19 protein-coding genes are annotated in these 21,371 nt (G+C 64.7%); 5 read left to right on the top strand and 14 right to left on the bottom strand.

Annotation, left to right across the window (positions count from 1 at the left end; translation table 11 throughout):
* The first annotated feature begins 58 nt into the window (after positions 1–58).
* A complete protein-coding gene (gene mltF, locus C666_RS03500; RefSeq protein ID WP_038001638.1) occupies positions 59–1,441 on the top strand; it encodes a membrane-bound lytic murein transglycosylase MltF in 1,383 nt (460 codons plus the stop codon).
* 7 nt (positions 1,442–1,448) lie between these two features.
* On the opposite strand, the gene serS is transcribed toward mltF, so the two are convergent.
* A complete protein-coding gene (gene serS / locus C666_RS03495; protein ID WP_004333830.1) occupies positions 1,449–2,741 on the bottom strand; it encodes a serine--tRNA ligase in 1,293 nt (430 codons plus the stop codon).
* A gap of 260 nt (positions 2,742–3,001) precedes the next feature.
* On the opposite strand from serS, the gene C666_RS03490 reads away from it, so the two are divergent.
* A complete protein-coding gene (locus tag C666_RS03490; RefSeq protein WP_028792484.1) occupies positions 3,002–3,265 on the top strand; it encodes a hypothetical protein in 264 nt (87 codons plus the stop codon).
* Here C666_RS03490 and C666_RS03485 read toward each other — a convergent pair.
* From C666_RS03485 to C666_RS03470, 4 genes are all read right to left on the bottom strand, one after another.
* Entirely contained in the window at positions 3,237–4,640 is a 1,404-nt protein-coding gene (locus C666_RS03485) for a replication-associated recombination protein A (protein ID WP_038001573.1), read from the bottom strand. The genes C666_RS03490 and C666_RS03485 overlap by 29 nt on opposite strands.
* Before the next feature lie 14 nt (positions 4,641–4,654).
* Positions 4,655–5,362 (bottom strand): outer membrane lipoprotein periplasmic chaperone LolA, encoded by a 708-nt coding sequence (gene lolA, locus C666_RS03480; RefSeq protein ID WP_004333825.1) that lies wholly within the window; start codon positions 5,360–5,362, stop codon positions 4,655–4,657.
* Complete coding sequence (locus C666_RS03475) at positions 5,362–7,644, bottom strand: DNA translocase FtsK (RefSeq protein WP_028792483.1); 2,283 nt, start codon at positions 7,642–7,644, stop codon at positions 5,362–5,364. Before C666_RS03475 ends, lolA begins: the two co-directional genes overlap by 1 nt.
* A 159-nt stretch (positions 7,645–7,803) precedes the next feature.
* Positions 7,804–8,475: a Crp/Fnr family transcriptional regulator gene (locus C666_RS03470; RefSeq protein ID WP_004333821.1), complete on the bottom strand. Its 672-nt coding sequence runs from the start codon at positions 8,473–8,475 to the stop codon at positions 7,804–7,806.
* Between the two features lie 211 nt (positions 8,476–8,686).
* Here C666_RS03470 and trxB point away from each other — a divergent pair, with 211 nt between their 5' ends.
* Entirely contained in the window at positions 8,687–9,640 is a 954-nt protein-coding gene (gene trxB / locus C666_RS03465; RefSeq protein WP_004333820.1) for a thioredoxin-disulfide reductase, read from the top strand.
* Positions 9,641–9,648: 8 nt separating this feature from the next.
* Positions 9,649–10,767 (top strand): Smr/MutS family protein, encoded by a 1,119-nt coding sequence (locus tag C666_RS03460; protein ID WP_004333817.1) that lies wholly within the window; start codon positions 9,649–9,651, stop codon positions 10,765–10,767.
* Positions 10,768–10,770: 3 nt separating this feature from the next.
* Here C666_RS03460 and C666_RS03455 read toward each other — a convergent pair whose 3' ends face one another.
* Both C666_RS03455 and C666_RS03450 read right to left on the bottom strand, forming a co-directional pair.
* Positions 10,771–11,109, bottom strand: coding sequence for a P-II family nitrogen regulator (locus tag C666_RS03455; RefSeq protein WP_004333816.1), 339 nt, complete (start codon positions 11,107–11,109; stop codon positions 10,771–10,773).
* Positions 11,110–11,125: 16 nt separating this feature from the next.
* Complete coding sequence (locus C666_RS03450) at positions 11,126–12,754, bottom strand: NAD+ synthase (protein WP_004333814.1); 1,629 nt, start codon at positions 12,752–12,754, stop codon at positions 11,126–11,128.
* 221 nt (positions 12,755–12,975) lie between these two features.
* On the opposite strand from C666_RS03450, the gene C666_RS03445 reads away from it, so the two are divergent.
* Positions 12,976–14,130, top strand: coding sequence for a GNAT family N-acetyltransferase (locus tag C666_RS03445; RefSeq protein WP_004333813.1), 1,155 nt, complete (start codon positions 12,976–12,978; stop codon positions 14,128–14,130).
* Between the two features lie 44 nt (positions 14,131–14,174).
* On the opposite strand, the gene C666_RS03440 is transcribed toward C666_RS03445, so the two are convergent.
* The 7 genes from C666_RS03440 to nuoI all read right to left on the bottom strand — a co-directional run bounded on the left by C666_RS03440 (position 14,175) and on the right by nuoI (position 21,364).
* Positions 14,175–14,744: an NUDIX domain-containing protein gene (locus C666_RS03440; protein WP_038001568.1), complete on the bottom strand. Its 570-nt coding sequence runs from the start codon at positions 14,742–14,744 to the stop codon at positions 14,175–14,177.
* Positions 14,745–14,759: 15 nt separating this feature from the next.
* A complete protein-coding gene (nuoN, locus tag C666_RS03435) occupies positions 14,760–16,229 on the bottom strand; it encodes an NADH-quinone oxidoreductase subunit NuoN (RefSeq protein ID WP_004333809.1) in 1,470 nt (489 codons plus the stop codon).
* Positions 16,230–16,279: 50 nt separating this feature from the next.
* Positions 16,280–17,761 (bottom strand): NADH-quinone oxidoreductase subunit M, encoded by a 1,482-nt coding sequence (locus C666_RS03430; RefSeq protein ID WP_004333807.1) that lies wholly within the window; start codon positions 17,759–17,761, stop codon positions 16,280–16,282.
* A 72-nt stretch (positions 17,762–17,833) separates the two neighbouring features.
* Positions 17,834–19,864 carry an NADH-quinone oxidoreductase subunit L gene (gene nuoL / locus C666_RS03425; RefSeq protein WP_004333804.1) on the bottom strand — a complete coding sequence of 677 codons (2,031 nt, stop codon included), beginning with the start codon at positions 19,862–19,864 and terminating at the stop codon, positions 17,834–17,836.
* A gap of 12 nt (positions 19,865–19,876) precedes the next feature.
* A complete protein-coding gene (gene nuoK / locus C666_RS03420; RefSeq protein WP_004333802.1) occupies positions 19,877–20,182 on the bottom strand; it encodes an NADH-quinone oxidoreductase subunit NuoK in 306 nt (101 codons plus the stop codon).
* Positions 20,183–20,241: 59 nt separating this feature from the next.
* Complete coding sequence (locus C666_RS03415) at positions 20,242–20,847, bottom strand: NADH-quinone oxidoreductase subunit J (protein WP_004333800.1); 606 nt, start codon at positions 20,845–20,847, stop codon at positions 20,242–20,244.
* Positions 20,848–20,878: 31 nt separating this feature from the next.
* A complete protein-coding gene (nuoI, locus tag C666_RS03410; protein WP_004333798.1) occupies positions 20,879–21,364 on the bottom strand; it encodes an NADH-quinone oxidoreductase subunit NuoI in 486 nt (161 codons plus the stop codon).
* Between the last annotated feature and the right edge of the window lie 7 nt (positions 21,365–21,371).

Raw genomic sequence — 21,371 nt, 5'->3', positions numbered from 1 at the left:
CATGCGCATCTCATTCACCACGGATCGCTTCACGCTTCCACTCCCATCCATGCCGAGCATGCTCGCCAAATGGCTCTCCACAGCCTTGCTGGGCCTGCTGCTGACAGCCTGCGGGCCAGCCGACACGCCGCGCATCGCGGACTACCGCAGTCTGGGCGAGTTGCGCGTCGCCACCCGCCACGACGCCATCTCCTACCGCATCGACGAGGATGGCCGGGCCAGCGGCTTCGAGCATGATTTGTTGCTGGCGCTTGGCGAAACGCTGGGTGTGACGGTCACTTTCGTTCCGTATCCCGACGCCACCCGCGCGCTGGATGCGGTCGTCAATGGCCAGGCGCACATGGCGGCGGCCAGCCTGGGGAAGAACGAGCGGCTGCCCTTGACGTGGTCGAAACCGCTGCGCGAGGTGGAATACGTCATCGTCGGCCGCAGCGACGGGCGGATGACGAACACCGAGAAGGATCTCGCGGGGCGGACGGTATCGGTGCGCCGTGGAACCTTGGCGGCGGAGAAGATCATGGAGATCCGCAAGCGCCTTCCGGGCGTGAACGTGCATTTCCCGATCAGGGCGGGCGAGGAAAAACTGCTTGCCGATCTTGCCGGCGGCACGCTCGATCTCGTCGCCACCGACCGCCTGCACTACGCTTTCGCCGCCCGCCTCCATCCCGAACTGGAAATCGTGCATGAACTACCGGGCCGCTCCGGCATTGCCTGGGCGCTTCCTGCCGACCAGCCCGCCCTTGCCGACGGGGTCGACGCCTTCATCGACGGCATTGGCGCCAACGGCCGTCTCGCGCGCCTGGCCGATCGCTACTTCGACTACGTCCGGCGCCTCGACGATGCCGACATCGCCACCTTCCTCGCCCGCATCCGCGAGCGCCTGCCGCGCTACCGGGATTTTTTCCAAGAAGCCGAAGCCCGGACCGGCGTCGACTGGCGCTATATCGCCGCAGTTGCCTACCAGGAGTCCCACTGGGACCCGCAGGCCACCTCCTTCACCGGCGTGCGCGGCATGATGATGCTGACGGGGGACACCGCCGACCGCCTGGGTGTGGACAATCGCCTGGACCCGCGCCAGAGCATCCTGGGCGGCGCCCGCTATCTCGAGATGCTGAAGGAACAACTGCCCGACGAGATCTCGGAACCGGATCGAACCTGGATGGCGACCGCCGCCTACAACCTGGGCATGGGCCACATGAACGGCGCACGCGCGATCGCCCGCCGGCTGGGCAAGGACGACCGCGCCTGGTGGGAAATGAAATCGGTACTGCCGCTGCTGTCGCGGCCCGACTATGCGCAGCGGCTCAAGTCGGGCCCCGCCCGCGGCGGCGAGGCCGTCGTGATGACCGAGAACGTGCGCAACTACCACGACATTCTGGTGCGTCTGGAGCCGCCCTACGAGCCGGCGCTGCCCCGCCTGCGGCTGGGCCAGGCCGACTGACGATGCGTCAAAGCGCGGGTTCGAGCCGCTCGACGCCGCCCATGTAGGGCACCAGGGCCTTGGGAATCGCGATGGAACCATCGGCCTGCTGGTAGTTTTCCAGCACGGCGACCAGGGTGCGGCCGACGGCCAGGCCCGAACCGTTGAGCGTATGCACCAGTTCGTTCTTGCCCTGCGCGTTCTTGAAGCGCGCCTGCATGCGGCGGGCCTGGAAAGCCTCGCAGTTCGAGCAGCTCGAAATCTCGCGGTAGGTGTTCTGCGCCGGCAGCCAGACTTCCAGATCGTAGGTCTTGGTCGCAGAAAAACCCATGTCGCCGGTGCACAGCGTGATCACGCGGTACGGCAACCCCAGCTTCTGCAGGATGGCTTCGGCATGGCCGACCATCTGTTCGAGCGCATCGTAGCTGGTCGACGGCTCGACCACCTGCACCATTTCCACCTTGTCGAACTGATGCTGGCGGATCATGCCGCGCACGTCGCGCCCGCCGCTGCCCGCCTCCGAGCGGAAGCAGGGACTGTGCGCCGTCATGCGGATCGGCAGCGCATCGAGCGCCAGCACGTCCTCGCGCACACTATTGGTCAGGGTGATCTCGGCGGTCGGGATCAGGAATTGCTCCAGGCCTTCTTCGTCACCGCCACGCAGCACCCAGAACAGGTCTTCCTTGAACTTGGGCAGTTGTCCGGTACCGAACAGCGCCTCGCGGTTGACGATGTAAGGCGTGTAGCACTCGGTATAGCCATGCTCGCGGGTGTGGGTGTCAAGCATGAACTGCGCGAGAGCCCGGTGCAGGCGTGCCACCGGACCGCGCAGGAAGGCGAAGCGCGAGCCCGACAGCTTGGCGCCGGTCTCGAAATCCAGCCCCAGCGGCGCACCGAGATCGACGTGGTCGCGCACGTCGAAATCGAATGCCGCCGGGGCGCCCCAACGGCGGACCTCGACGTTGCCGCTTTCGTCCTCGCCCACCGGCACGCTCTCGTGCGGCAGGTTGGGCAGGCGGGCAACGAAGTCGTTGATGCGTTCGAGCAGCCCGGGCAAGGCTTGCTCGCAGGCCTTCAATTCGTCGCCGAGCTGGGCCACCTCGGCCATGACCGGCGCGACGTCCTCGCCCTTGCCCTTGAGCATGCCGATCTGCTTCGACAGGGCATTGCGGCGCGCCTGCAGTTCCTGGGTCCGGGTCTGAAGCTGCTTGCGCTCTTCCTCGAGCGCCAGGAAGGCGGCATTGTCCAGTTGCATGCCGCGGCTGGCCAGCCGGCTGGCGGCAACGTCGATCTGGTTACGCAGAAGCTGAATATCGAGCATCGGGTTTTCCTGAGGTCGTTAATGAGTGGGCGGGCCAGGATCGAAGCCTTTGGCCGGCGGAGCCCTCGGCGGCCGGAGTTCGGCCCGACGCATGCTCCACCTGCATCCGCCGCGATGCCGCGGCGCACAAATCAATTATCAAAATCAATTACTTGCAAGCTTGTCGAAACGTAAATTGAACTTGCATTTCCGGCCCTGTCAGATACCTTTATAGAATCATCAAGCCGCAACAGACGGCACCATCAATGGAGGAGTTCAGCATGCTATCGATTCGAGACTGCCTCGACTACTGCGATCTGACCGACGACGAAGTCGCCCTCGTAGCCGAGCATGAAGGCATCCCCGACGCCGCCGCCGCCCAGGTGGTTTGCGGCCTGGTCCAGACACCCGAAGGCGTACTGCTATTGACCAATTTCATGCTCGAGCTCGTCGAACGCGCCGATGAGCGCGGCGACAAGGCCAAGGCGGCCAGGGCGCGGTCGGTATGCGCGCGCTTCATGGCCGATCATCCGCTGCCTCACTGAGGCCGGCGCTGCCCGGCTCCGTCCCTGCCTTCGCGCCCCCGTCCGCCCGGCCAGTGGCCGGGCGGACGCTTTCTTGCGCCGCCTCGTCCAGGGCGCGCAGTTGAGCCAGTTTTTCACCGATGCGGCCTTCCATGCCGCGCGGCGTGGGCTGATACCAGCCGGGCCGGGCCATGCCGTCCGGCAGATAGTTCTCCCCGGCCGCATAGGCGCCGGGTTCGTCGTGGGCGTAGCGGTAGGCCTTGCCATAGCCCAGCCCCTTCATCAGCTTCGTCGGCGCGTTGCGCAGATGCATCGGCACCGGCCGTGAAGCATCGCGTTTGACGAAGTCGCGCGCGGCGTTGTAAGCCTTGTAGGCCGCATTGGACTTGGCCGCGCAGGCCAGGAAGAGGGTCGCCTGCGCCAGCGCCAGTTCTCCCTCGGGCGAGCCGAGGCGCTCGTAGGTGGCACAGGCATTCAGGCTGATTTCCAGCGCCCGCGGATCGGCCAGGCCGATGTCCTCCACCGCCATGCGGATCAGGCGCCGCCCCAGGTAGAGCGGATCGGCGCCACCATCGAGCATCCGGCACAGCCAGTACAGCGAGGCATCGGGGTCCGAGCCGCGTACCGCCTTGTGCAGGGCCGATATCTGATCGTAGAAGGCCTCTCCGCCCTTGTCGAAGCGGCGCAGGTTCTGCGACAGCGCGGCATCGACGAAATCCGCGCTGACCGGGTCCACCCCCGCCGTCTCGGCGGCCACCTGCACCTGCTCGATCAGGTTCATCAACCGCCGCGCATCGCCATCGGCAAAACCGATCATGCGCTCGCGGGCGTCGTCGTCGAACACCCGCTCCGGGCAGGCCAGCACGCACGCACGCTCGAAGAGGCCGGCCATGGCCTCGGTGTCGAGCGATTCGAGCACGTACACGGCCGCGCGCGACAGCAAGGCCGAATTGACCTCGAAGGACGGATTCTCGGTCGTGGCGCCGATGAAGGTCACCAGCCCCTGCTCGACGTAGGGCAGGAAGGCATCCTGCTGCGACTTGTTGAAGCGATGCACTTCATCCACGAACAGGATCGTGTGCCGGCCGCGCGCCTTGGCCGCCTGTGCCTGCTGGATCGCCTCGCGGATCTCCTTGACGCCGGAAAACACCGCGGAAAGCGCGACGAACTCGGCGTCGAAGCCCTTCGCCATCAGGCGGGCGAGCGTAGTCTTGCCGACACCCGGCGGCCCCCACAGGATCATCGAATGCAGCTTGTGCGACGCGAAAGCCAGGCGCAGAGGCTTGCCCTCGCCCAGCAGGTGCGCCTGTCCCGCCACCTCGTCGAGCGACTTCGGCCGCATGCGCTCGGCCAGCGGCACCTGCGGCGGCTCGATGGATTCGAACAGATCGGCCATCGAATGGGAGCCGGTCAACGCCCCGGCGCCGCGTCGCTGCCGCTCACGTCGCCGATCACGTCGGCACCGGCCGGCGGCGTAAAGCGGAAGCGGTCGGCCGCGAGTTGGGGGTTCGGCTGCAGGCGTGTGAAACGGATCAGGGTGGTCTGCCCGAAGTTGTCGCGCATTTCCATGCTGTGCAACTGGCCATCCTGCAAGCCGATGCGCAGGGATTCGAAACCGCTGTCCGTCTGCCTGGGGCGCGCTTCCACCCAGATGAGCCCGCCATCGCTACCGCCTTCGGCGAGCGTGAAGCCGTCTTCCAGCGCACCGCTGCCGAACAGGATGGCCGCCGGAGTCGCGCCCAGGGCATCGCCAATCGAGCGCACGGTGACCTGATTCAGGTCCGGGTCCCATGTCCACAGCCTGCTGCCGTCGCCGACCAGCACCTGGCGGTAGGGACGATCGTATTCCCAGTGGAACCGCCCCGGCCGCGCATAGGCGAAGCTGCCCGAAGCCTGCTGCGGCTTACGGCCGGACTGCGCAACGACGGTCTGTTCGAAATCGCCCTCGGCGCTGCGTGTGGCCGACACGAACTGGCGCAGTTGGGCAACCCCGTCCGCCGCCAGCGCGATGCCACCGGTGGCGGCCAAGGCCAGCGCAAGCGAAGCCCGCGCGAAACATCCTGCCGATTTCGCGGCAAAGGACACGGCCGCGGTTCGCGGCCCGAAAACCGACGCCATCACTCGCTCTCCTTGGCAGGCACGATCACCTCGCGATTGCCGTTGCTGCCCATCGCCGACACCAGGCCCGCACGTTCCATCTGCTCGATCAGGCGCGCCGCGCGGTTGTAGCCAATGCGCAGGTGGCGCTGCACCAGCGAAATCGACGGACGGCGGGTCTTGACCACCACTTCGACAGCCTGGTCGTAGAGCGGGTCGGCTTCGCCGTCGCCCCCCTCGCCGCCCAACGCCGCCTCGAGATCGTCTTCCGGCGCGGAAAGAATGCCTTCGATGTAATCCGGCGGCCCGATGCGCTTGAGATGGTCCACCACCTTATGCACTTCGTCATCCGCGACGAAAGCGCCATGCACGCGCACCGGCAGGCCGGTGCCGGGCGCGAGGTAGAGCATGTCGCCCATGCCGAGCAGGGTTTCCGCCCCCATCTGGTCGAGGATGGTGCGTGAATCGATCTTGCTCGATACCTGGAAGGCGATGCGGGTCGGGACGTTGGCCTTGATCAGGCCGGTGATGACATCCACCGACGGGCGCTGCGTCGCGAGGATGAGGTGGATGCCGGCCGCGCGCGCTTTCTGCGCAAGGCGCGCGATCAGCTCTTCCACCTTCTTGCCGACAACCATCATCATGTCGGCGAGCTCGTCCACCACGACCACGATGTACGGCAGCGTGTCGAGCGGCTCGGGATTGTCGGGCGTGATCGAGAACGGGTTGGTCAGCGGCGTCTCGGCCTTGCGCGCCTCCTGCACCGCCTTGTTGTAGCCGGACAGGTTGCGCACGCCGACGGCAGCCATCAGCTTGTAGCGCTTGTCCATCTCCGCGACGCACCAGTTCAGCGCATTCGCGGCATGCTTCATGTCGGTCACGACGGGCGCGAGCAGATGCGGAATGCCTTCGTAGATCGACAGTTCGAGCATCTTCGGGTCGACCATGATCAGGCGCACACGATCCGGCTCGCTCTTGTAGAGCAGCGACAGGATCATCGCGTTGATGCCGACCGACTTACCCGAACCCGTGGTGCCGGCAACCAGCAAGTGCGGCATCTTGGCCAGGTCGGCCACCACCGGCTGGCCGCCGATGTCCTTGCCCAGCACGACGGTCAGCGGCGAAGCCATGTCGTGATAGACCTTGGAGCCGACGATCTCGGACAGGCGCACGGTCTGGCGCTTCGGATTGGGCAGCTCCAGCGCCATGCACGACTTGCCGGGCACCGTTTCGACCACCCGTACCGACACCAGCGACAGCGCACGCGCCAGGTCCTTGGCCAGATTGACCACCTGGCTGCCCTTGACACCGGTGGCGGGCTCGATTTCGTAGCGGGTGATGACCGGCCCCGGATAGGCGGCGAGCACCTTGACCTCGACACCGAAGTCCGCGAGCTTGGTCTCGATCAGGCGCGACGTGAATTCCAGCGCATCGGCCGACGGCGGCTCGACGTCGCCGGAAGCCGGATCGAGCAGGGCCAGCGGCGGCATCGCACCCTCGCCGCTATCGGCGAACAGGGTCTGCTGCCGTTCCTTTTCCACCCGTTCGGACTTCTGCACCGCAGCCACCGCCGGCTCGATGCGCAGGGGCGCAGACGCCGCCTTCTCGGTCTTGCGCCGCCTCGTTTCCACCACGGCCTCGCGCTTCTGCGCCACTTCGCGGCCGACGCGGCGGTCCTGCCAACGCTGCCATCCCTGCCGCACGCCGTCCACGGTCTGCTCCAGCAGCAGGCCCACCCGCTCCACCACCGCCAGCCAGGACACGCCGGTAAACAGCGACAGCCCCGAGGCCGTCAACGCAAGCAGCAGCAGGGTTCCGCCGGTGAAGCCGAAGTAACGCTGGACGAGTCCGCCGATTTCCATCCCCAGCAGCCCCCCGGGCGCCAGGGGCACTTGTGCGCCATGGCTGTGGAAGCGCAGGAACTCGAGGGCGCTGCTGGTCAGCAGCACGACGAGAAACCCGATCATGACGAAGATGAAAGACCGGTGATCGAGCGTGAGCTGGTTCTTCAGCCGCCGGAACCCCCACAGCAGGCTGTAGCCCAGGAAGACCACCCACCACCACGAGGAAATGCCGAACAGGTAGAGCAGCAAGTCTGCAAGCCAGGCGCCGAAGCGCCCGCCCGGATTGACCACGCGCGCGACGTCCGAGGCATGGGACCAGCCCGGGTCGGCCTTGCTGTAGCCGAGCAGGATCAGCCCGACGTAAAGGGACATGACGCCCAGGATCAGCCAGCGAGCCTCCTGCAAGAGCAGCGAGATCTTTTCCGGCAGGGGCTGGGAACGGGACGAGCGAGACTGCATGAGGCGACGGCGCGGAACCTGAATGAAACAACAGCAGCGATTATAAGCGATGCGCCGCAGCACTCGGCCGTCGCGTTGCGCATCCTCACAAAGCCGCGCGACCGACCGTCATGGCATGCAGGCCGTCGGGCTGCGGCAGGGGGCGCCCTGCCTTTTGCGTCACACCTCGCTGAGGCGCTCGCGCAGCACGATTCCCTGGGGACGTTCCTCGATCAGGCCCTGCTGGCCGAGATCCTTCATCACGCGGCTCACCATCTCGCGCGAGGCGCCGATCATCTTGGCGATGTCCTGCTTGGAAATCTTGCGCACCACGACCGATTCGCCACCGACATCCTCGGCCATCTCGATCAGCAGGCGCGCGACACGGCCGTAGACGTCCATCAGCGCAAGGCTTTCTATCTTGCGGTCGGCGTTGCGCAGGCGGCTGGCGAGATTGCACATGATGCGCCAGGCAACGTCGAAGTTGTCGCGCATGATCACGCGGAAATCCTGCTTGGCGATCAGCACGAGATCGGCCGGCACGACCGCCACCACCGAGGCCGAACGCGGCTGCTCGTCGAACATGCCCATTTCGCCGAAGAGTTCGCCCTGCCCCAGGATGGACAGGATCACCTCGCGCCCATCCTCGTCGCTGACGACCACCTTGAGGCTGCCGGTGAGGACGAAGTAGACGAAGTCGGAACGATCGCCCGCATTGACGACCGGCTGACCGCGCGCGATCCGCCGCATCATGGAAACACGGGCCACATTGGCGAGCACGTCATCCGAGAGACCATGAAAAAGCGGAAACGTCTTCAGGGCGATGACGGACACTGCGGTGGGTTTCGACATGCTGACTCCACGGAAGAACCTGCAAGAACAGGCTTGTCTAGACGATATGTCACGAGTGTAAACGAATATTGCACAATCGATTGCAGAGGTGAGAAATCCGTCACGGTCGCCAGCCCCTCCATTCATCTCCGCTATCACGGCCATCGCCTCGGCCCCCCGCAGGGCTCGGCTATAATCGCAGCTTCGTTCGCAACCCGCAGGAAAGCTCCAGATGACCACGAAACACGCCCGCCTGCTCATCCTCGGCTCCGGACCCGCCGGCTACACCGCGGCGGTCTATGCCGCGCGCGCAAACCTCTCCCCCGTCCTCGTCACCGGCCTCGCCCAGGGCGGCCAGTTGATGACCACGACCGAGGTCGACAACTGGCCCGCCGATGCCGACGGCGTGATGGGGCCGGACCTGATGGCGCGTTTCCAGAAGCATGCCGAGCGCTTCAATACCGAGATGATCTTCGACCACATCCACACGGTGAAGCTGGGCGAAAGGCCCTTCCGCCTGATCGGCGATGCGGGCGAATACACCTGCGACGCACTGATCATCGCCACCGGCGCGACGGCCAAGTATCTCGGCCTGCCTTCCGAAGAAAAATTCGCCGGCCGCGGCGTCTCGGCCTGCGCCACCTGCGACGGTTTCTTCTACCGGAACCAGGACGTGGCCGTGGTGGGCGGCGGCAACACCGCCGTCGAGGAAGCGCTGTATCTCGCCAATATCGCGAAGAAAGTCATCCTGGTGCACCGCCGCGAAAAATTCCGCGCCGAGAAGATCATGATCGACAAGCTGATGGAGAAGGTCGCCGCCGGCAGGATCGAGCTCGCCCTCAACAGCACGCTCGACGAAGTGCTCGGCGACGGCAGCGGCGTGACTGGCATGCGCATCCAGGACGTCAACACGGGAGCAAGCCGCGATATCGGCCTGCAAGGCGTGTTCATCGCCATCGGCCATAAACCCAATACCGACATCTTCGAAGGCCAGCTCGACATGGAGGGCGGCTACATCGTCACCCAGGGCGGGCACAACGGCAACGCCACGCAGACCAGCATCCCCGGCATCTTCGCCGCCGGCGACGTGCAGGACCACATCTACCGCCAGGCGGTGACTTCTGCCGGTACCGGCTGCATGGCCGCGCTCGACGCCGAACGCTACCTCGACGCGCTCGGCAGCTGAGCAGAGCAATGAGCCGCCGTTCGCGCACGCCCTCGTCGGCCACAGCGGCCGTCCCGCGTGCCGACGGCAGCCAGCCATTGAAAGCCGCCGCCGGCAACAATCCCTTTGCCGGCCTGCGCAAGCAGCTCCAGGCGAACGGCGACGGCTCGCCGGAGCGCTCCCCGCAGCAGCCCGCGGCGAAAAAGATACGCCCCTCCCGGACGGCCGGCGAAACCGGCGCGCCCGAGCCCGCCAGGGTAGCGGACGAAGCCGAACTGGCGCTGTTCCACAAGATGGTGGGCGCGACGACACCGGTCCGCGGCAGCAACCGGGCCGAAATCGAACACGCACGCCCGGCCCCGCTGCCCCGGCCGCGCCAGTACGGCGACGACGAAGACAGCACCGACCGAGCGGCGCCCGCTGCAAGACACGACCCATTGAGCCTCGCCTATGAAGGCGTGACCCCCTTGCGCGGAACGGGACGGGTCGAGCTCGATACGCCGTTGCGCCACGGCGCACGCCTTTCGGCGCAGGACAAGGCGCCCCAGGCGCAGCGCCCGGACGCGCTCATCCTGCCGGCCGACACCGGCCTCGACGACCCTGCTTCGCTGTTCCGCAGCGTGGTGGGCGATACGCGGCCGGTCGACACCTGCAACCGCGTCGAGCTGCAGCGGCCGGCGCCGCACCCTGCTCCGGTCAAGCGCGAAGAGGACGAGCGCGCCGCGCTCGGCGAGTCCCTGGCTGCTCCCCTGAGCTTCGAGGACAGGCTGGATATGGGAGACGAGGCGGCCTTCCTGCGTCCCGGACTGCCACGCCGGGTGCTGACCGACCTGCGCCGGGGACGCTGGGTGCTGCAGGGCCAGCTCGACCTGCATGGGCTGGTGCGTGACGAAGCCCGCGACGCCCTGGCGCATTTCCTGAATGACAGCCTGCTCCAGGGCAGGCGCTGCATCCGGGTGATCCACGGCAAGGGCCATGGCTCGCCCGGAAAAATCTCCATCCTCAAGCAGTTGTCCCGCGGCTGGCTGGCGCAGCGCGAGGAGATTCTGGCGTTCTGCCAGGCGGGGCCGCACGACGGCGGCGCGGGCGCCTTGCTGGTGCTGCTGCGGGCGCAGAATGCGGCCCGGAGCCCGAACCCCCGGACCTAGGGTTCAGATCGCAGCTTCGTTGATCTCGCCGGTGCGGATGCGGATCACCTGCTCGACAGGCGTGACGAAGATCTTGCCATCACCGATCTTGCCCGTATGTGCCGCCTTCACGATCGCTTCGACGGCGGCATCGACGCGCTCGTCGGTGACCACCACCTCGACCTTGATCTTCGGCAGGAAGTCGACCACGTACTCCGCACCACGATAAAGCTCGGTATGGCCTTTCTGCCGGCCGAAGCCCTTGACCTCGGTCACGGTCAGCCCCGTGATGCCCACGTCGGACAGGGCCTCTCGCACCTCATCCAGCTTGAACGGCTTGACGATCGCTTCGATCTTCTTCATCCACTCCTCCTTGGTCCTAGAACTCATCCTGGTAGCGGGATGTTATCGGATAACGCCAGTCCTTGCCGAATCCGCGCTGGGTCACGCGGACGCCGATCGGCGCCTGGCGGCGCTTGTACTCGTTGCGCTTGAGCATCGCCACGGTACGGCGCACCTCGGCCTCGGGAAAGCCGGCGGCAGCGATCTCGCGCGGCGACTCGTCGCGCTCCATGTAGGCTTCGATGATCGCATCGAGCACCTCGTATGGCGGCAGGCTGTCCTGGTCCTTCTGGTCGGGCTTGAGTTCCGCGGACGGCGGGCGATCGATGATGTTCTGCGGGATCACCGGCCCGACGGTATTGCGCCAGTTCGACAGGCGGAACACGAAAGTCTTGTAGAGGTCCTTCAGCACCGCGAATCCGCCCGCCATGTCACCGTACAAGGTCGCGTAGCCGGTCGCCATCTCGCTCTTGTTGCCTGTCGTCAGGACGATGGCACCGGTCTTGTTCGACAGCGCCATCAGGATCATGCCGCGGATCCGGCTCTGCAGGTTCTCTTCGGTGGTGTCGGCTGGCAAGCCCGCGAACTGCGGCGCAAGCATCCGATCGAAGACTTCCATCGCGGGCTCGATCGGAATCTCGTCGTAGCGCACGCCGAGACGGCGCACCATCTCGCGCGAATCGTCCAGGCTCATCTGCGCGGTATAGGGCGACGCCATCATCACCGCCCGGACCCGATCGGCGCCAAGCGCATCCACGGCGATGGCCAGCGTCAGCGCCGAGTCGATGCCGCCCGACAGGCCGATGATCGCGCCCGGAAAACCGTTCTTGCCGAGGTAGTCCCGCACCCCGGTCTTGAGCGCCTCGTATACTTCCGCCTCCAGGCAGCGCGGCGTCGCCTTCACTTCGCTAGACCAGCGCGCGCCATCGAAATGCAGGATGTCGATGCGCTCTTCGAACGAGGGCGCTCCATAGCCCAGGCGGCCATCGGCGTCGAGCGCGAACGACGCACCATCGAACACCAGCTCGTCCTGCCCCCCCACCATGTTGCAGTACAGCACCGGAAGCGCGGTTTCGCGCACGCGGTCACGCAGCACCTGCGTACGCTGCGCATGCTTGTTCATGTGGTAGGGCGAGGCATTGAGCGACAGCAGGACCTGTGCGCCCGCGGCACGGGCGGCGGCCGCCGGCGCGGGCTCCCAGACATCGGCACAGATATTCACGCCGAAGCGCAGCCCCTTCAGTTCAAACACACAGGGCGCCACGCCGGCTTCGAAATAGCGTTCCTCGTCGAACACCTCGTAGTTGGGCAGCAGATTCTTGTGATAGACGGCGACCACCTGGCCGTCCCGCAGTACCGACGCGGTATTGAAGCGCGCACGCCCCTCTTCCGCGGGATGCCCGAGGACCACGCACAATTCGTCCGCCGCGTCGGCGATTCGCCGTGTTTCACGCGCGCAGGCGCGGTAGAAATCCGGCCGCAGGAGCAGATCCTCAGGCGGATAGCCGGACAGCGCCAGTTCCGGCGTGAGCAGCAGGTCCGCGCCGGCGGCACGCGCCTGCGCAACGGCGTCGATGATGCGGTCGGCGTTGCCGGCCAGGTCGCCGACGGTCAGATTGAGCTGAGCGACGGCAACGGTGATCGAGGTTTTGGCATTGGTATTCATGGAGCGAAACTATACCGCTTCGCCGTCCTTGCAGCGCAGCGCGCCCCCTTCCGCAAACCCACAGCCCAAGTGTGCAAGCCTGTGGATAAGCCGTGGACAGCGCTTGCAAGTGGTCGCCGCCACAGCGTATCTTTGCCGTGCCCAAAAAATAGGCGAAAGACCGCTGCCGCCATGGCACGGCGCCCGGACCTCACAATTTTTAACCTGCCCGACTGCAAGCCATGGCCGCCCTGAACGGACTCCATTTCCTCGACTCGATCGATCTCGTCGCTCCCCGGGACTGGGATGCCCTGCTACCGCGGACACCGCCGCCCTGCCTCCATCACGCCTACCTGCATGCGCTGGAAGCGAGCGCGTGCGTGGGGCCGGACAGCGGCTGGATACCCCGCCATGCCACGCTGTGGAAGGAGGGGCGCTTGATTGCCGCGATGCCCTTGTACCTGAAGGCGCATTCATGGGGCGAGTACGTTTTCGACTGGGCCTGGGCCCGGGCCTACCAGCAGCACGGCCTGGACTACTATCCAAAATGGCTGGCGGCCATCCCTTTCACGCCGATTCCAGGGCCGCGCGTGCTCGGACTCGCCCACGAAGCTCGCCGCACGCTCGTCGATGGCGTGCGCAGCCTCGCCGAAAACAGCGGCCTGTCGTCGCTTCACGTGCTCTTCCCGGACGACGACGATCTCCCCCTGCTGCAGGATGCGGGCCTTTCCGTGCGCCACGGCGTGCAGTTCCATTGGGAGAACGCAGGAAAAGGAGCGAATGCCTACACGGATTTCGCCGACTTTCTCGCCGGCCTCAACCACGACAAGCGCAAGAAGATCCGCCAGGAGCGGCGCCGTGCAGCGATGCACAGTCTGCGGATGCGCTGGCTGGACGGCCACAGCGCCGGCCCCGGCGACTGGGCCTTTCTCTACCGGTGCTACGCGAACACCTATGCCCTGCACCGCTCCACCCCCTACCTGAACCTGGATTTCTTCCTCAGGCTGGCAAGCGGGCTACCCGACAAGGTCTCTCTCCTGCTCGCCGAGCGCGAGGACGGGCCCGTCGCCTGCGCGTTCTTCCTGCGCGACGACGAAGCCCTGTACGGGCGTTACTGGGGTGCGGTCGAAGCCCTGCCCTTCCTGCATTTCGAGCTCTGCTACTACCAGGCCATCGAATACTGTATCCGGCATGGCTTGCGGCGCTTCGAGGGCGGCGCGCAGGGCGAGCACAAGCTCGCGAGAGGGCTCATGCCGGCGCGGACGCAATCGGTGCACTGGATCGCGGACCCGCGCTTTCGCGCCGCGGTGGACGATTACCTGGACCGCGAACGCAGCCAGATGGGTTTCTATCTGGATGAACTGGGCGAACACGCGCCCTACCGGAACGGTCTCTAGAGGCCTGCGGTTTCAGCGCCTCCGCATCGGCCTCAATGCGAAATTCAGCCGGACATCGCCCTGATCAGGGGCAAGCAGCGATAAAGCGCGGAGATCGACTTGCCATCGGTAATCTCGCCGCGATGCACGGCATGCTCGGCCTCATCCAGGGACAGGCTGAACACCTCGAGGAATTCGCCTTCGTCCCGGCAATGGCCGACGTGCGCCAGCCCTGTGGCAAGAAAGATCTCGATGCGCTCGTCCGAATAGCCGATGCAGGGATGCATCACGCCTACGTACTGCCAGTCGGCAGCCTGGTAGCCGGTTTCCTCGCGCAGCTCGCGCCGCGCGCAGTAGAGGATGTCCTCGCCCGGGTCGATTTTGCCGGCAGGCAATTCGACGAACGCCCGCCTCAGCGGATAGCGGAACTGGCGCTCGAACAACAGACGCCCGTCAGGCAATACCGCCACGACGACCACCGCACCGGGATGGCGGACATACTCGCGCCCGCCCTCCGAGCCGTCCGGCAGCCGGACCCGGTCCCGCCAGACCTTGAGCAGCTTGCCGTCGAAAACCTGCTCGCTCGCCAGTTCCCTTTCTTCGAGCGGGTCCTGGCTCACGCAATCCTCAGGCATCGCCGGCAAGGGCACTCAAAGCGAGCCGAGCAGCGCGTAGGCGCACAGCGACATCAGCATCTGCGGCGCAAGCCCGAGGGCGGCGATCGCGATGCCGTTCGCCGACAGCATGACGCGGACTTCGGCGGGAGCGTGGATCGGCGCTTCGTCGTCCGGCGCATCGAAATACATCACCTTGACGACGCGCAGGTAGTAGAAAGCGCCCGCCACCGACATCAGCACCGCGACGACGGCCAGCCAGAAGTAGCCGGCGGCCACCACCGCCTGCAGCACCGACAGCTTGGCGAAGAAGCCGATGAAGAAGGGGATGCCCGCCATCGAGAACATGACGAACAGCATCATCAGCGCAAACCACGGGCTGCGCTTGTTGAGGCCCTTGAAGTCATCGATGTTCTCTGCGTCGAAGCCCGCGCGGGACAGCAGGATGAGCATGCCGAAGGACGCCAGGCTCATGATCACGTAGGACACCGCGTAGAACATCGCCGAGCTGTAGGCATTGAGGGCGAAGTGGCGGTCGCCGTCGACGACCCCGGACAGCAACCCGAGCAGCATGAAGCCCATGTGCGAGATGCCGGAATAGGCCAGCATGCGCTTGATGTTCTGCTGCGCGATCGCCGCCAGGTTGCCGAGCACGATGGAAGCGACGGCAACCAGCATGAGCATGCCCTGCCATTCTTCCGCGATGTCGAACAGCGCCCAGATCAGCAGACGTACGGCCATCGCGAAGGCAGCCAGCTTCGGTGCGGTCGAGATCATCAGCGTGACGGCGGTCGGCGCCCCCTGATAGACGTCGGGCACCCACATGTGGAAAGGCACCACGCCGAGCTTGAAGCAGATGCCGGCGACGAGGAAGACGAGGCCGAACATCAGCACGGTCTGGTTCGCCGCCTGGTTGTAGACCGCCTGGGCGATGGCCGAGAACTCCAGCGAACCGGTCGCGCCATAGATCATCGACATGCCGTACAGCAGCAGGCCCGAAGCCAGCGCGCCGAGGACGAAGTACTTCATCGCGGCCTCGGTCGAGCGCGCGGAGTCGCGATCGAAGGCGACCATGGTGTACAGCGCCAGCGACATCATCTCTAGGCCGATGTACATCGGCAGCATGTGGTTGGCCGTGACCATGACCATCATGCCCAGCGTCATCAGCAGCGCGAGCAGGTAGTACTCCGGCTTGTCGATCTTGCGATCGGCAAGGTAGGCGCGGCCATAGAGCAAGGCGATCGCCGTCGAAAAATAGATCATCAGCTTCAGGAAGCTGCCCATCAGATCGCTGATGAACAGGTTGCTGAAGGTGTATACCGGCTCGCCCTGCATCGTGTAGATCGTGACGAAGGCCGCCGCGATCAGCGTGAACTGCGTGGCGTAGTAAGCCAGCGTTCGCGCGATGCTGCGCGCGAACGTGCTCGCAAGCATGATCACCAGGGCCATCACGGCAACGAATATCTCGGCCGCGGCGGGGTAGAAGTCGGGGACGACAAAGTTCATCTTCTGACCAGTCCGTTAAGTGTCTCTAAGGGTGCCCGGGCGCGCGGCACTCAGAGCTTGCTCACGGCAACATGCCGCAGGAGTTCGTTGACCGAAGCGTGCATCACTTCGGTGAAGGGATAGGGGTAAAGCCCCATCGCCAGCACGCAGGCGGCGAGGATGCCGAGGAAAGCGAATTCGCGGGCATTGATGTCCTCGAGTTCCGCCACATGCTTGTTCGCGACCTTGCCGAACACGACACGCTTGTACATCCACAGCGAATAGGCAGCGCCCAGGATCAGCGTCGTGGCCGCAATGAAACCGATCCAGAAGTTGTACTGCACCGCGCCGAGCACGACCATGAACTCGCCGACGAAGCCCGACGTCGCGGGCAGACCGGAGTTGGCCATGGCGAACAGCATGAAGAAAGCCGCGAACTTGGGCATGGTGTGCACCACGCCGCCGTAGTCGGCGATCTGGCGCGAATGGACGCGGTCGTAGAGCACGCCGATGCACAGGAACATGGCAGCCGACACGAAGCCGTGCGAGATCATCTGCACGATCGCCCCTTCGATGCCCAGCGGGTTGAAGATGAAGAAACCCAGGGTCACGAAACCCATGTGCGAGATCGACGAATACGCAACCAGCTTCTTCATGTCGGCCTGCACCAGGGCGACGAAGCCGATATACACCACGGCGATCAGCGACAGCGCGATCACGAGCCACGAGAGTTCATGCGCGGCATCGGGCACGATGGGCAGCGAGAAGCGCAGGAAGCCATAGGCACCCAGTTTCAGCGCGATGGCGGCAAGCACCACCGAGCCGCCAGTCGGCGCCTCTACGTGGGCGTCGGGCAGCCAGGTATGCACCGGCCACATCGGCACCTTCACGCCAAAGGCGATCAGGAAGGCCAGGAAGATCAGGATCTGCGGCTCGATCGGCAGGGGCAGTTGGTGCCAGTCGAGAATGCTGAAGCTGCCGCCCGACTGCATGAACAGATACAGCAGCACGACCAGCATCAGCAGCGAGCCGAGCAGCGTGTAGAGAAAGAACTTGATCGCCGCGTAAACCCGGTTCGGTCCGCCCCACACACCGATGATGAGGTACATCGGGATCAGCGAGGCTTCGAAGAAGACATAGAACAGCACGCCATCCAGCGCGGAGAAGATGCCGTTCATCAGGCCCGACATGATCAGGAAAGCGGCCATGTACTGCGCGACCTTGTCCTCGATCACCTTCCAGCCTGCCAGCACCACCGTGATGGTGATGAAGGCATTGAGGATCACGAACAGCACCGAAAGGCCATCGACGCCGAGATGGTAGTTGATGTTGAAACGCGGCACCCAGGAGGCGATCTCGACGAATTGCATCGCGCTCGTCGTCGTATCGAAGCCGAGATAGAGCGGAATGGTCACGACGAAACCAGCCACCGCGACCGCGAAGGCGAGCATCCGCGCCAGCGGGGCATTGCGATCGGAGCCGGTCGCGAGCACCAGCAGGCCACCGAAAATCGGCACCCAGATCGCCAGACTGAGGAGAGGAATGTCCGTCATCGTTGCTTTCCGTTCAGTGCGCCGCGAACGGCGCGTTCCATCTTGTTATGTGTACGTTCCTGCTTGTCCCGCTTACCCGCGGTTGAACCAGAAGGTAAGCAGAATGAACACGCCGATGATCATCATGAAGGCGTACTGGTACAGGTGGCCGGTCTGGAACAGGCGCGACATCTGCGCCACCCAGCCCACCAGCCTGGCAGTGCCATTCACCGCGACGCCGTCGATCAGGCCCTGGTCTCCGACTTTCCACAAGCCCTTGCCGAGCGCGCGTGCGCCGCCGGCGAAGACGATTTCGTTGAAGCGATCGAAGAAGTACTTGTTTTCCAGCAGGCTGTGGATCGGCTTGAAGGTGCGCTGAATCGCGGCCGGGATTCCCGGCTTCACCATGTAGAAGAACCATGCCAGGGCGACACCGCCCATCGCCAGCCAGAAGGGCGCGGTCTGCAGGCCGTGGATCGCCATCGCGAGCGGGCCGTGGAAGCTCGCTTCGAGTTCCTTCAGGCCGACGTGGTTGTCGCCGACGAAGATCACGCCCTTGAACCAGTCGCCGAACAGCATCGGCTCGATGGTGAAGAAGCCGATCAGGACCGAGGGTATCGCCAGCAGCACCAGCGGCAGCGTCACCACCCAGGGCGACTCGTGCGGCTTCTGCCCCGGCGCCAGCCCGTGATGGTGCTCGTCATGGCCATGGTCGTCGTCGTGCGCGTCGGCATGATGATCGTCATGCCCGTGATGCGCCTCCTGGCCGAAGCGTTCCTTGCCGTGGAACACCAGGAAATACATGCGGAAGGAGTAGAACGCCGTCACGAACACGCCGAGCATGACGCAGAACAGCGCATAGCCAGCACCCGGAATCGTCGATGCATGGACGGCCTCGATGATCGAGTCCTTGGAGAAGAAGCCCGAGAACAGCGGGAAGCCGATCAGCGCCAGCGACCCCAGCAAGGACGTGAACCAGGTGATGGGCATGTACTTCCACAAGCCGCCCATGTTGCGCATGTCCTGGTCGTGGTGCATGCCGATGATCACCGAGCCGGCGCCAAGGAACAGCAGGGCCTTGAAGAAAGCGTGCGTCATCAGGTGGAAGACCGCCGCCGAATAGGCCGACACGCCCAGCGCCACCGTCATGTAGCCCAGCTGTGAAAGCGTCGAATAGGCCACGACGCGCTTGATGTCGTTCTGCACGATGCCGAGGAAGCCCATGAACAGCGCGGTGGTGGCACCGATCACCAGCACGAAGGACAGGGCCGTATCCGACAGTTCGAACAGTGGCGACATGCGCGCCACCATGAAGATGCCCGCGGTAACCATGGTCGCGGCGTGGATCAGCGCCGAAATCGGGGTCGGGCCTTCCATCGAATCCGGCAGCCACACGTGCAGCGGCACCTGGGCCGACTTGCCCATCGCGCCGATGAACAGGCAGATACAGATCGCGGTGATCAGCGGCCACCCCGTCACGGCCATGTCCTGAGCGGCGAGCTCACCCGCCTTGGCGAACACCTCCGCATAGTTCAGCGTACCCGCGTAGGCGGCGATGAGGCCGATGCCGAGCAGGAAGCCGAAGTCTCCCACCCGGTTGACGAGGAAGGCCTTCAGGTTGGCGTAGATGGCCGTCGGCCTGTCGTACCAGAAGCCGATCAGCAGGTAGGAGACGAGACCGACCGCTTCCCAGCCGAAGAACAGCTGCAGGAAGTTGTTGGACATCACCAGCATCAGCATCGAGAAGGTGAACAGCGAGATGTAGCTGAAGAAGCGCTGGTAGCCTGGGTCCTCGGACATGTAGCCGATGGTGTAGATGTGCACCATCAGCGACACGAAGGTCACCACCAGCATCATCATCACGGTCAGCGAGTCGATCAGGAAGCCGACCTCGAAGGTGATTCCGCCAGCCACCATCCAAGTGTAGACCGTGCCATTGAAGGTATTGCCGGCCTGGACATCCTGGTAGATGTACACCGAAGCTGCGAGGGCGATGGCCACGCCGAGGATGGTGACGACGTGCGCACCGGTGCGCCCGATCGTCTTGCCGAACAATCCTGCCAAGATCGCGCCGACGAGCGGCGCCAGCGGCACGAGGAGATAGAGAGTCTGCATGTCCGTCATCGTGACGCTTCCTTAACCCTTGAGGCTGTCCAGATCATCCACATGGATCGTGCGCATGTTGCGGAACATGACGATCAGGATCGCGAGGCCGATCGCAGACTCCGCCGCGGCGACCGTGAGGATGAAGAAAACGAAAACCTGGCCTGCGATATCGCCCAGATAATGCGAGAAGGCAATGAAATTCATGTTCACCGCGAGCAGCATCAGCTCGATGGCCATCAGCAGCACGATCAGGTTCTTCCGGTTCAGGAAGATCCCGACAACGCTGATCGCGAACAAGATCGCGCCCAGGATGAGGTAGTGGGAAAGCGAAAGCATCTGTGACTCCCTGATCGCACCCGTGTGTCACGGATGCGTTTCTATGTTCGCGTGCTGGTTCAGTCTTCTTTCTCGGCCTGCATCTTGACCAGTTCGACGCGGCCTTCGCGCTTCACCGCCACCTGTTCGGAGGCCGGAATGCCCTTGATGCCCTTGCGCTTGCGCAGCGTCAGCGCGACCGCCGCGACCATTGCCACCAGAAGCACCAGCGAGGCCAGTTCAAACGGATAGACATAATCGGTATAGAGCACGCGCCCAAGCTCACGGGTGTTGCTGTAGCCCTCGCCTGCAGCGGGCGGCGCCGGCATCGCTTCGAGCCCGAAGTAAGAGCCACCCAGCACCATGACCATCTCGATCAGCATCAGGATGCCGACCAGCGCGCCGACCGGCAGGTAGCTCCAGAAGCCCTCCCGGATCCGGTCGAGGTTGATGTCCAGCATCATCACGACGAACAGGAACAGCACCATCACTGCGCCGACATACACCATCACCAGCGTGATGGCCAGGAACTCGGCCTGCAGCAGCAGCCAGATGCCGCCTGCGTTGAAGAAGGTCAGCACCAGGAACAGCGCGGCGTGCACCGGATTCCGGGCGGTGATCACCCTCAGCGCCGCGAACACCATGATCACGGCGAGAAAGTAGAAGACGAAGGTCTTGAATTCCATGTTCTTAGCTCATGGCGCAGAGCGCCTTCCGTTAGCGGTATTTGGCGTCCTGCTCGCGGTCGGCCGCGATCTGCGCCTCATTGCGATCCCCCACGGCAAGCAGCATCTGCTTGGTGTAGTAGAGATCGCCCCGCTGTTCTCCGTGGTATTCGAACACGCGCGTCTCGACGATGGCATCGACCGGACAGGCTTCCTCGCAGAAGCCGCAGAAAATGCACTTCGTCAGGTCGATGTCGTAGCGGCTGGTACGGCGCGAGCCGTCGTCGCGCTGCTCGGACTCGATCGTGATCGCCATCGCCGGGCAGATTGCTTCGCACAGCTTGCAAGCAATGCAGCGCTCCTCTCCATTGGGATAGCGCCGCAGGGCATGCAGTCCGCGGAAGCGGTTGCTTTGAGGCGTCTTCTCCTCGGGAAACTGGACGGTGATCTTGCGCTGGAAGAAATGCCGCCCGGTCAGGGCCATGCCCTTGACCAATTCCTTCAGGAACAGACTGCCGATGTAATCCTTGGCACCCATGGTCTTC

The sequence above is a fragment of the Thauera linaloolentis 47Lol = DSM 12138 genome, assembly GCF_000310205.1.
Taxonomy (GTDB): domain Bacteria; phylum Pseudomonadota; class Gammaproteobacteria; order Burkholderiales; family Rhodocyclaceae; genus Thauera; species Thauera linaloolentis.
The sequence above is the reverse complement of the archived record's forward strand: the minus strand, read 5'-3'. Positions and strand labels throughout refer to the sequence as shown.

Coding starts and splice junctions, on each gene's coding strand:
- mltF (WP_038001638.1), top strand. CDS start 59: ATGCTCGCCAAATGGCTCTCCACAGCCTTGCTGGGCCTGCTGCTGACA.
- serS (WP_004333830.1), bottom strand. CDS start 2,741: ATGCTCGATATTCAGCTTCTGCGTAACCAGATCGACGTTGCCGCCAGC.
- C666_RS03490 (WP_028792484.1), top strand. CDS start 3,002: ATGCTATCGATTCGAGACTGCCTCGACTACTGCGATCTGACCGACGAC.
- C666_RS03485 (WP_038001573.1), bottom strand. CDS start 4,640: ATGGCCGATCTGTTCGAATCCATCGAGCCGCCGCAGGTGCCGCTGGCC.
- lolA (WP_004333825.1), bottom strand. CDS start 5,362: ATGGCGTCGGTTTTCGGGCCGCGAACCGCGGCCGTGTCCTTTGCCGCG.
- C666_RS03475 (WP_028792483.1), bottom strand. CDS start 7,644: ATGCAGTCTCGCTCGTCCCGTTCCCAGCCCCTGCCGGAAAAGATCTCG.
- C666_RS03470 (WP_004333821.1), bottom strand. CDS start 8,475: ATGTCGAAACCCACCGCAGTGTCCGTCATCGCCCTGAAGACGTTTCCG.
- trxB (WP_004333820.1), top strand. CDS start 8,687: ATGACCACGAAACACGCCCGCCTGCTCATCCTCGGCTCCGGACCCGCC.
- C666_RS03460 (WP_004333817.1), top strand. CDS start 9,649: ATGAGCCGCCGTTCGCGCACGCCCTCGTCGGCCACAGCGGCCGTCCCG.
- C666_RS03455 (WP_004333816.1), bottom strand. CDS start 11,109: ATGAAGAAGATCGAAGCGATCGTCAAGCCGTTCAAGCTGGATGAGGTG.
- C666_RS03450 (WP_004333814.1), bottom strand. CDS start 12,754: ATGAATACCAATGCCAAAACCTCGATCACCGTTGCCGTCGCTCAGCTC.
- C666_RS03445 (WP_004333813.1), top strand. CDS start 12,976: ATGGCCGCCCTGAACGGACTCCATTTCCTCGACTCGATCGATCTCGTC.
- C666_RS03440 (WP_038001568.1), bottom strand. CDS start 14,744: ATGCCTGAGGATTGCGTGAGCCAGGACCCGCTCGAAGAAAGGGAACTG.
- nuoN (WP_004333809.1), bottom strand. CDS start 16,229: ATGAACTTTGTCGTCCCCGACTTCTACCCCGCCGCGGCCGAGATATTC.
- C666_RS03430 (WP_004333807.1), bottom strand. CDS start 17,761: ATGACGGACATTCCTCTCCTCAGTCTGGCGATCTGGGTGCCGATTTTC.
- nuoL (WP_004333804.1), bottom strand. CDS start 19,864: ATGACGGACATGCAGACTCTCTATCTCCTCGTGCCGCTGGCGCCGCTC.
- nuoK (WP_004333802.1), bottom strand. CDS start 20,182: ATGCTTTCGCTTTCCCACTACCTCATCCTGGGCGCGATCTTGTTCGCG.
- C666_RS03415 (WP_004333800.1), bottom strand. CDS start 20,847: ATGGAATTCAAGACCTTCGTCTTCTACTTTCTCGCCGTGATCATGGTG.
- nuoI (WP_004333798.1), bottom strand. CDS start 21,364: ATGGGTGCCAAGGATTACATCGGCAGTCTGTTCCTGAAGGAATTGGTC.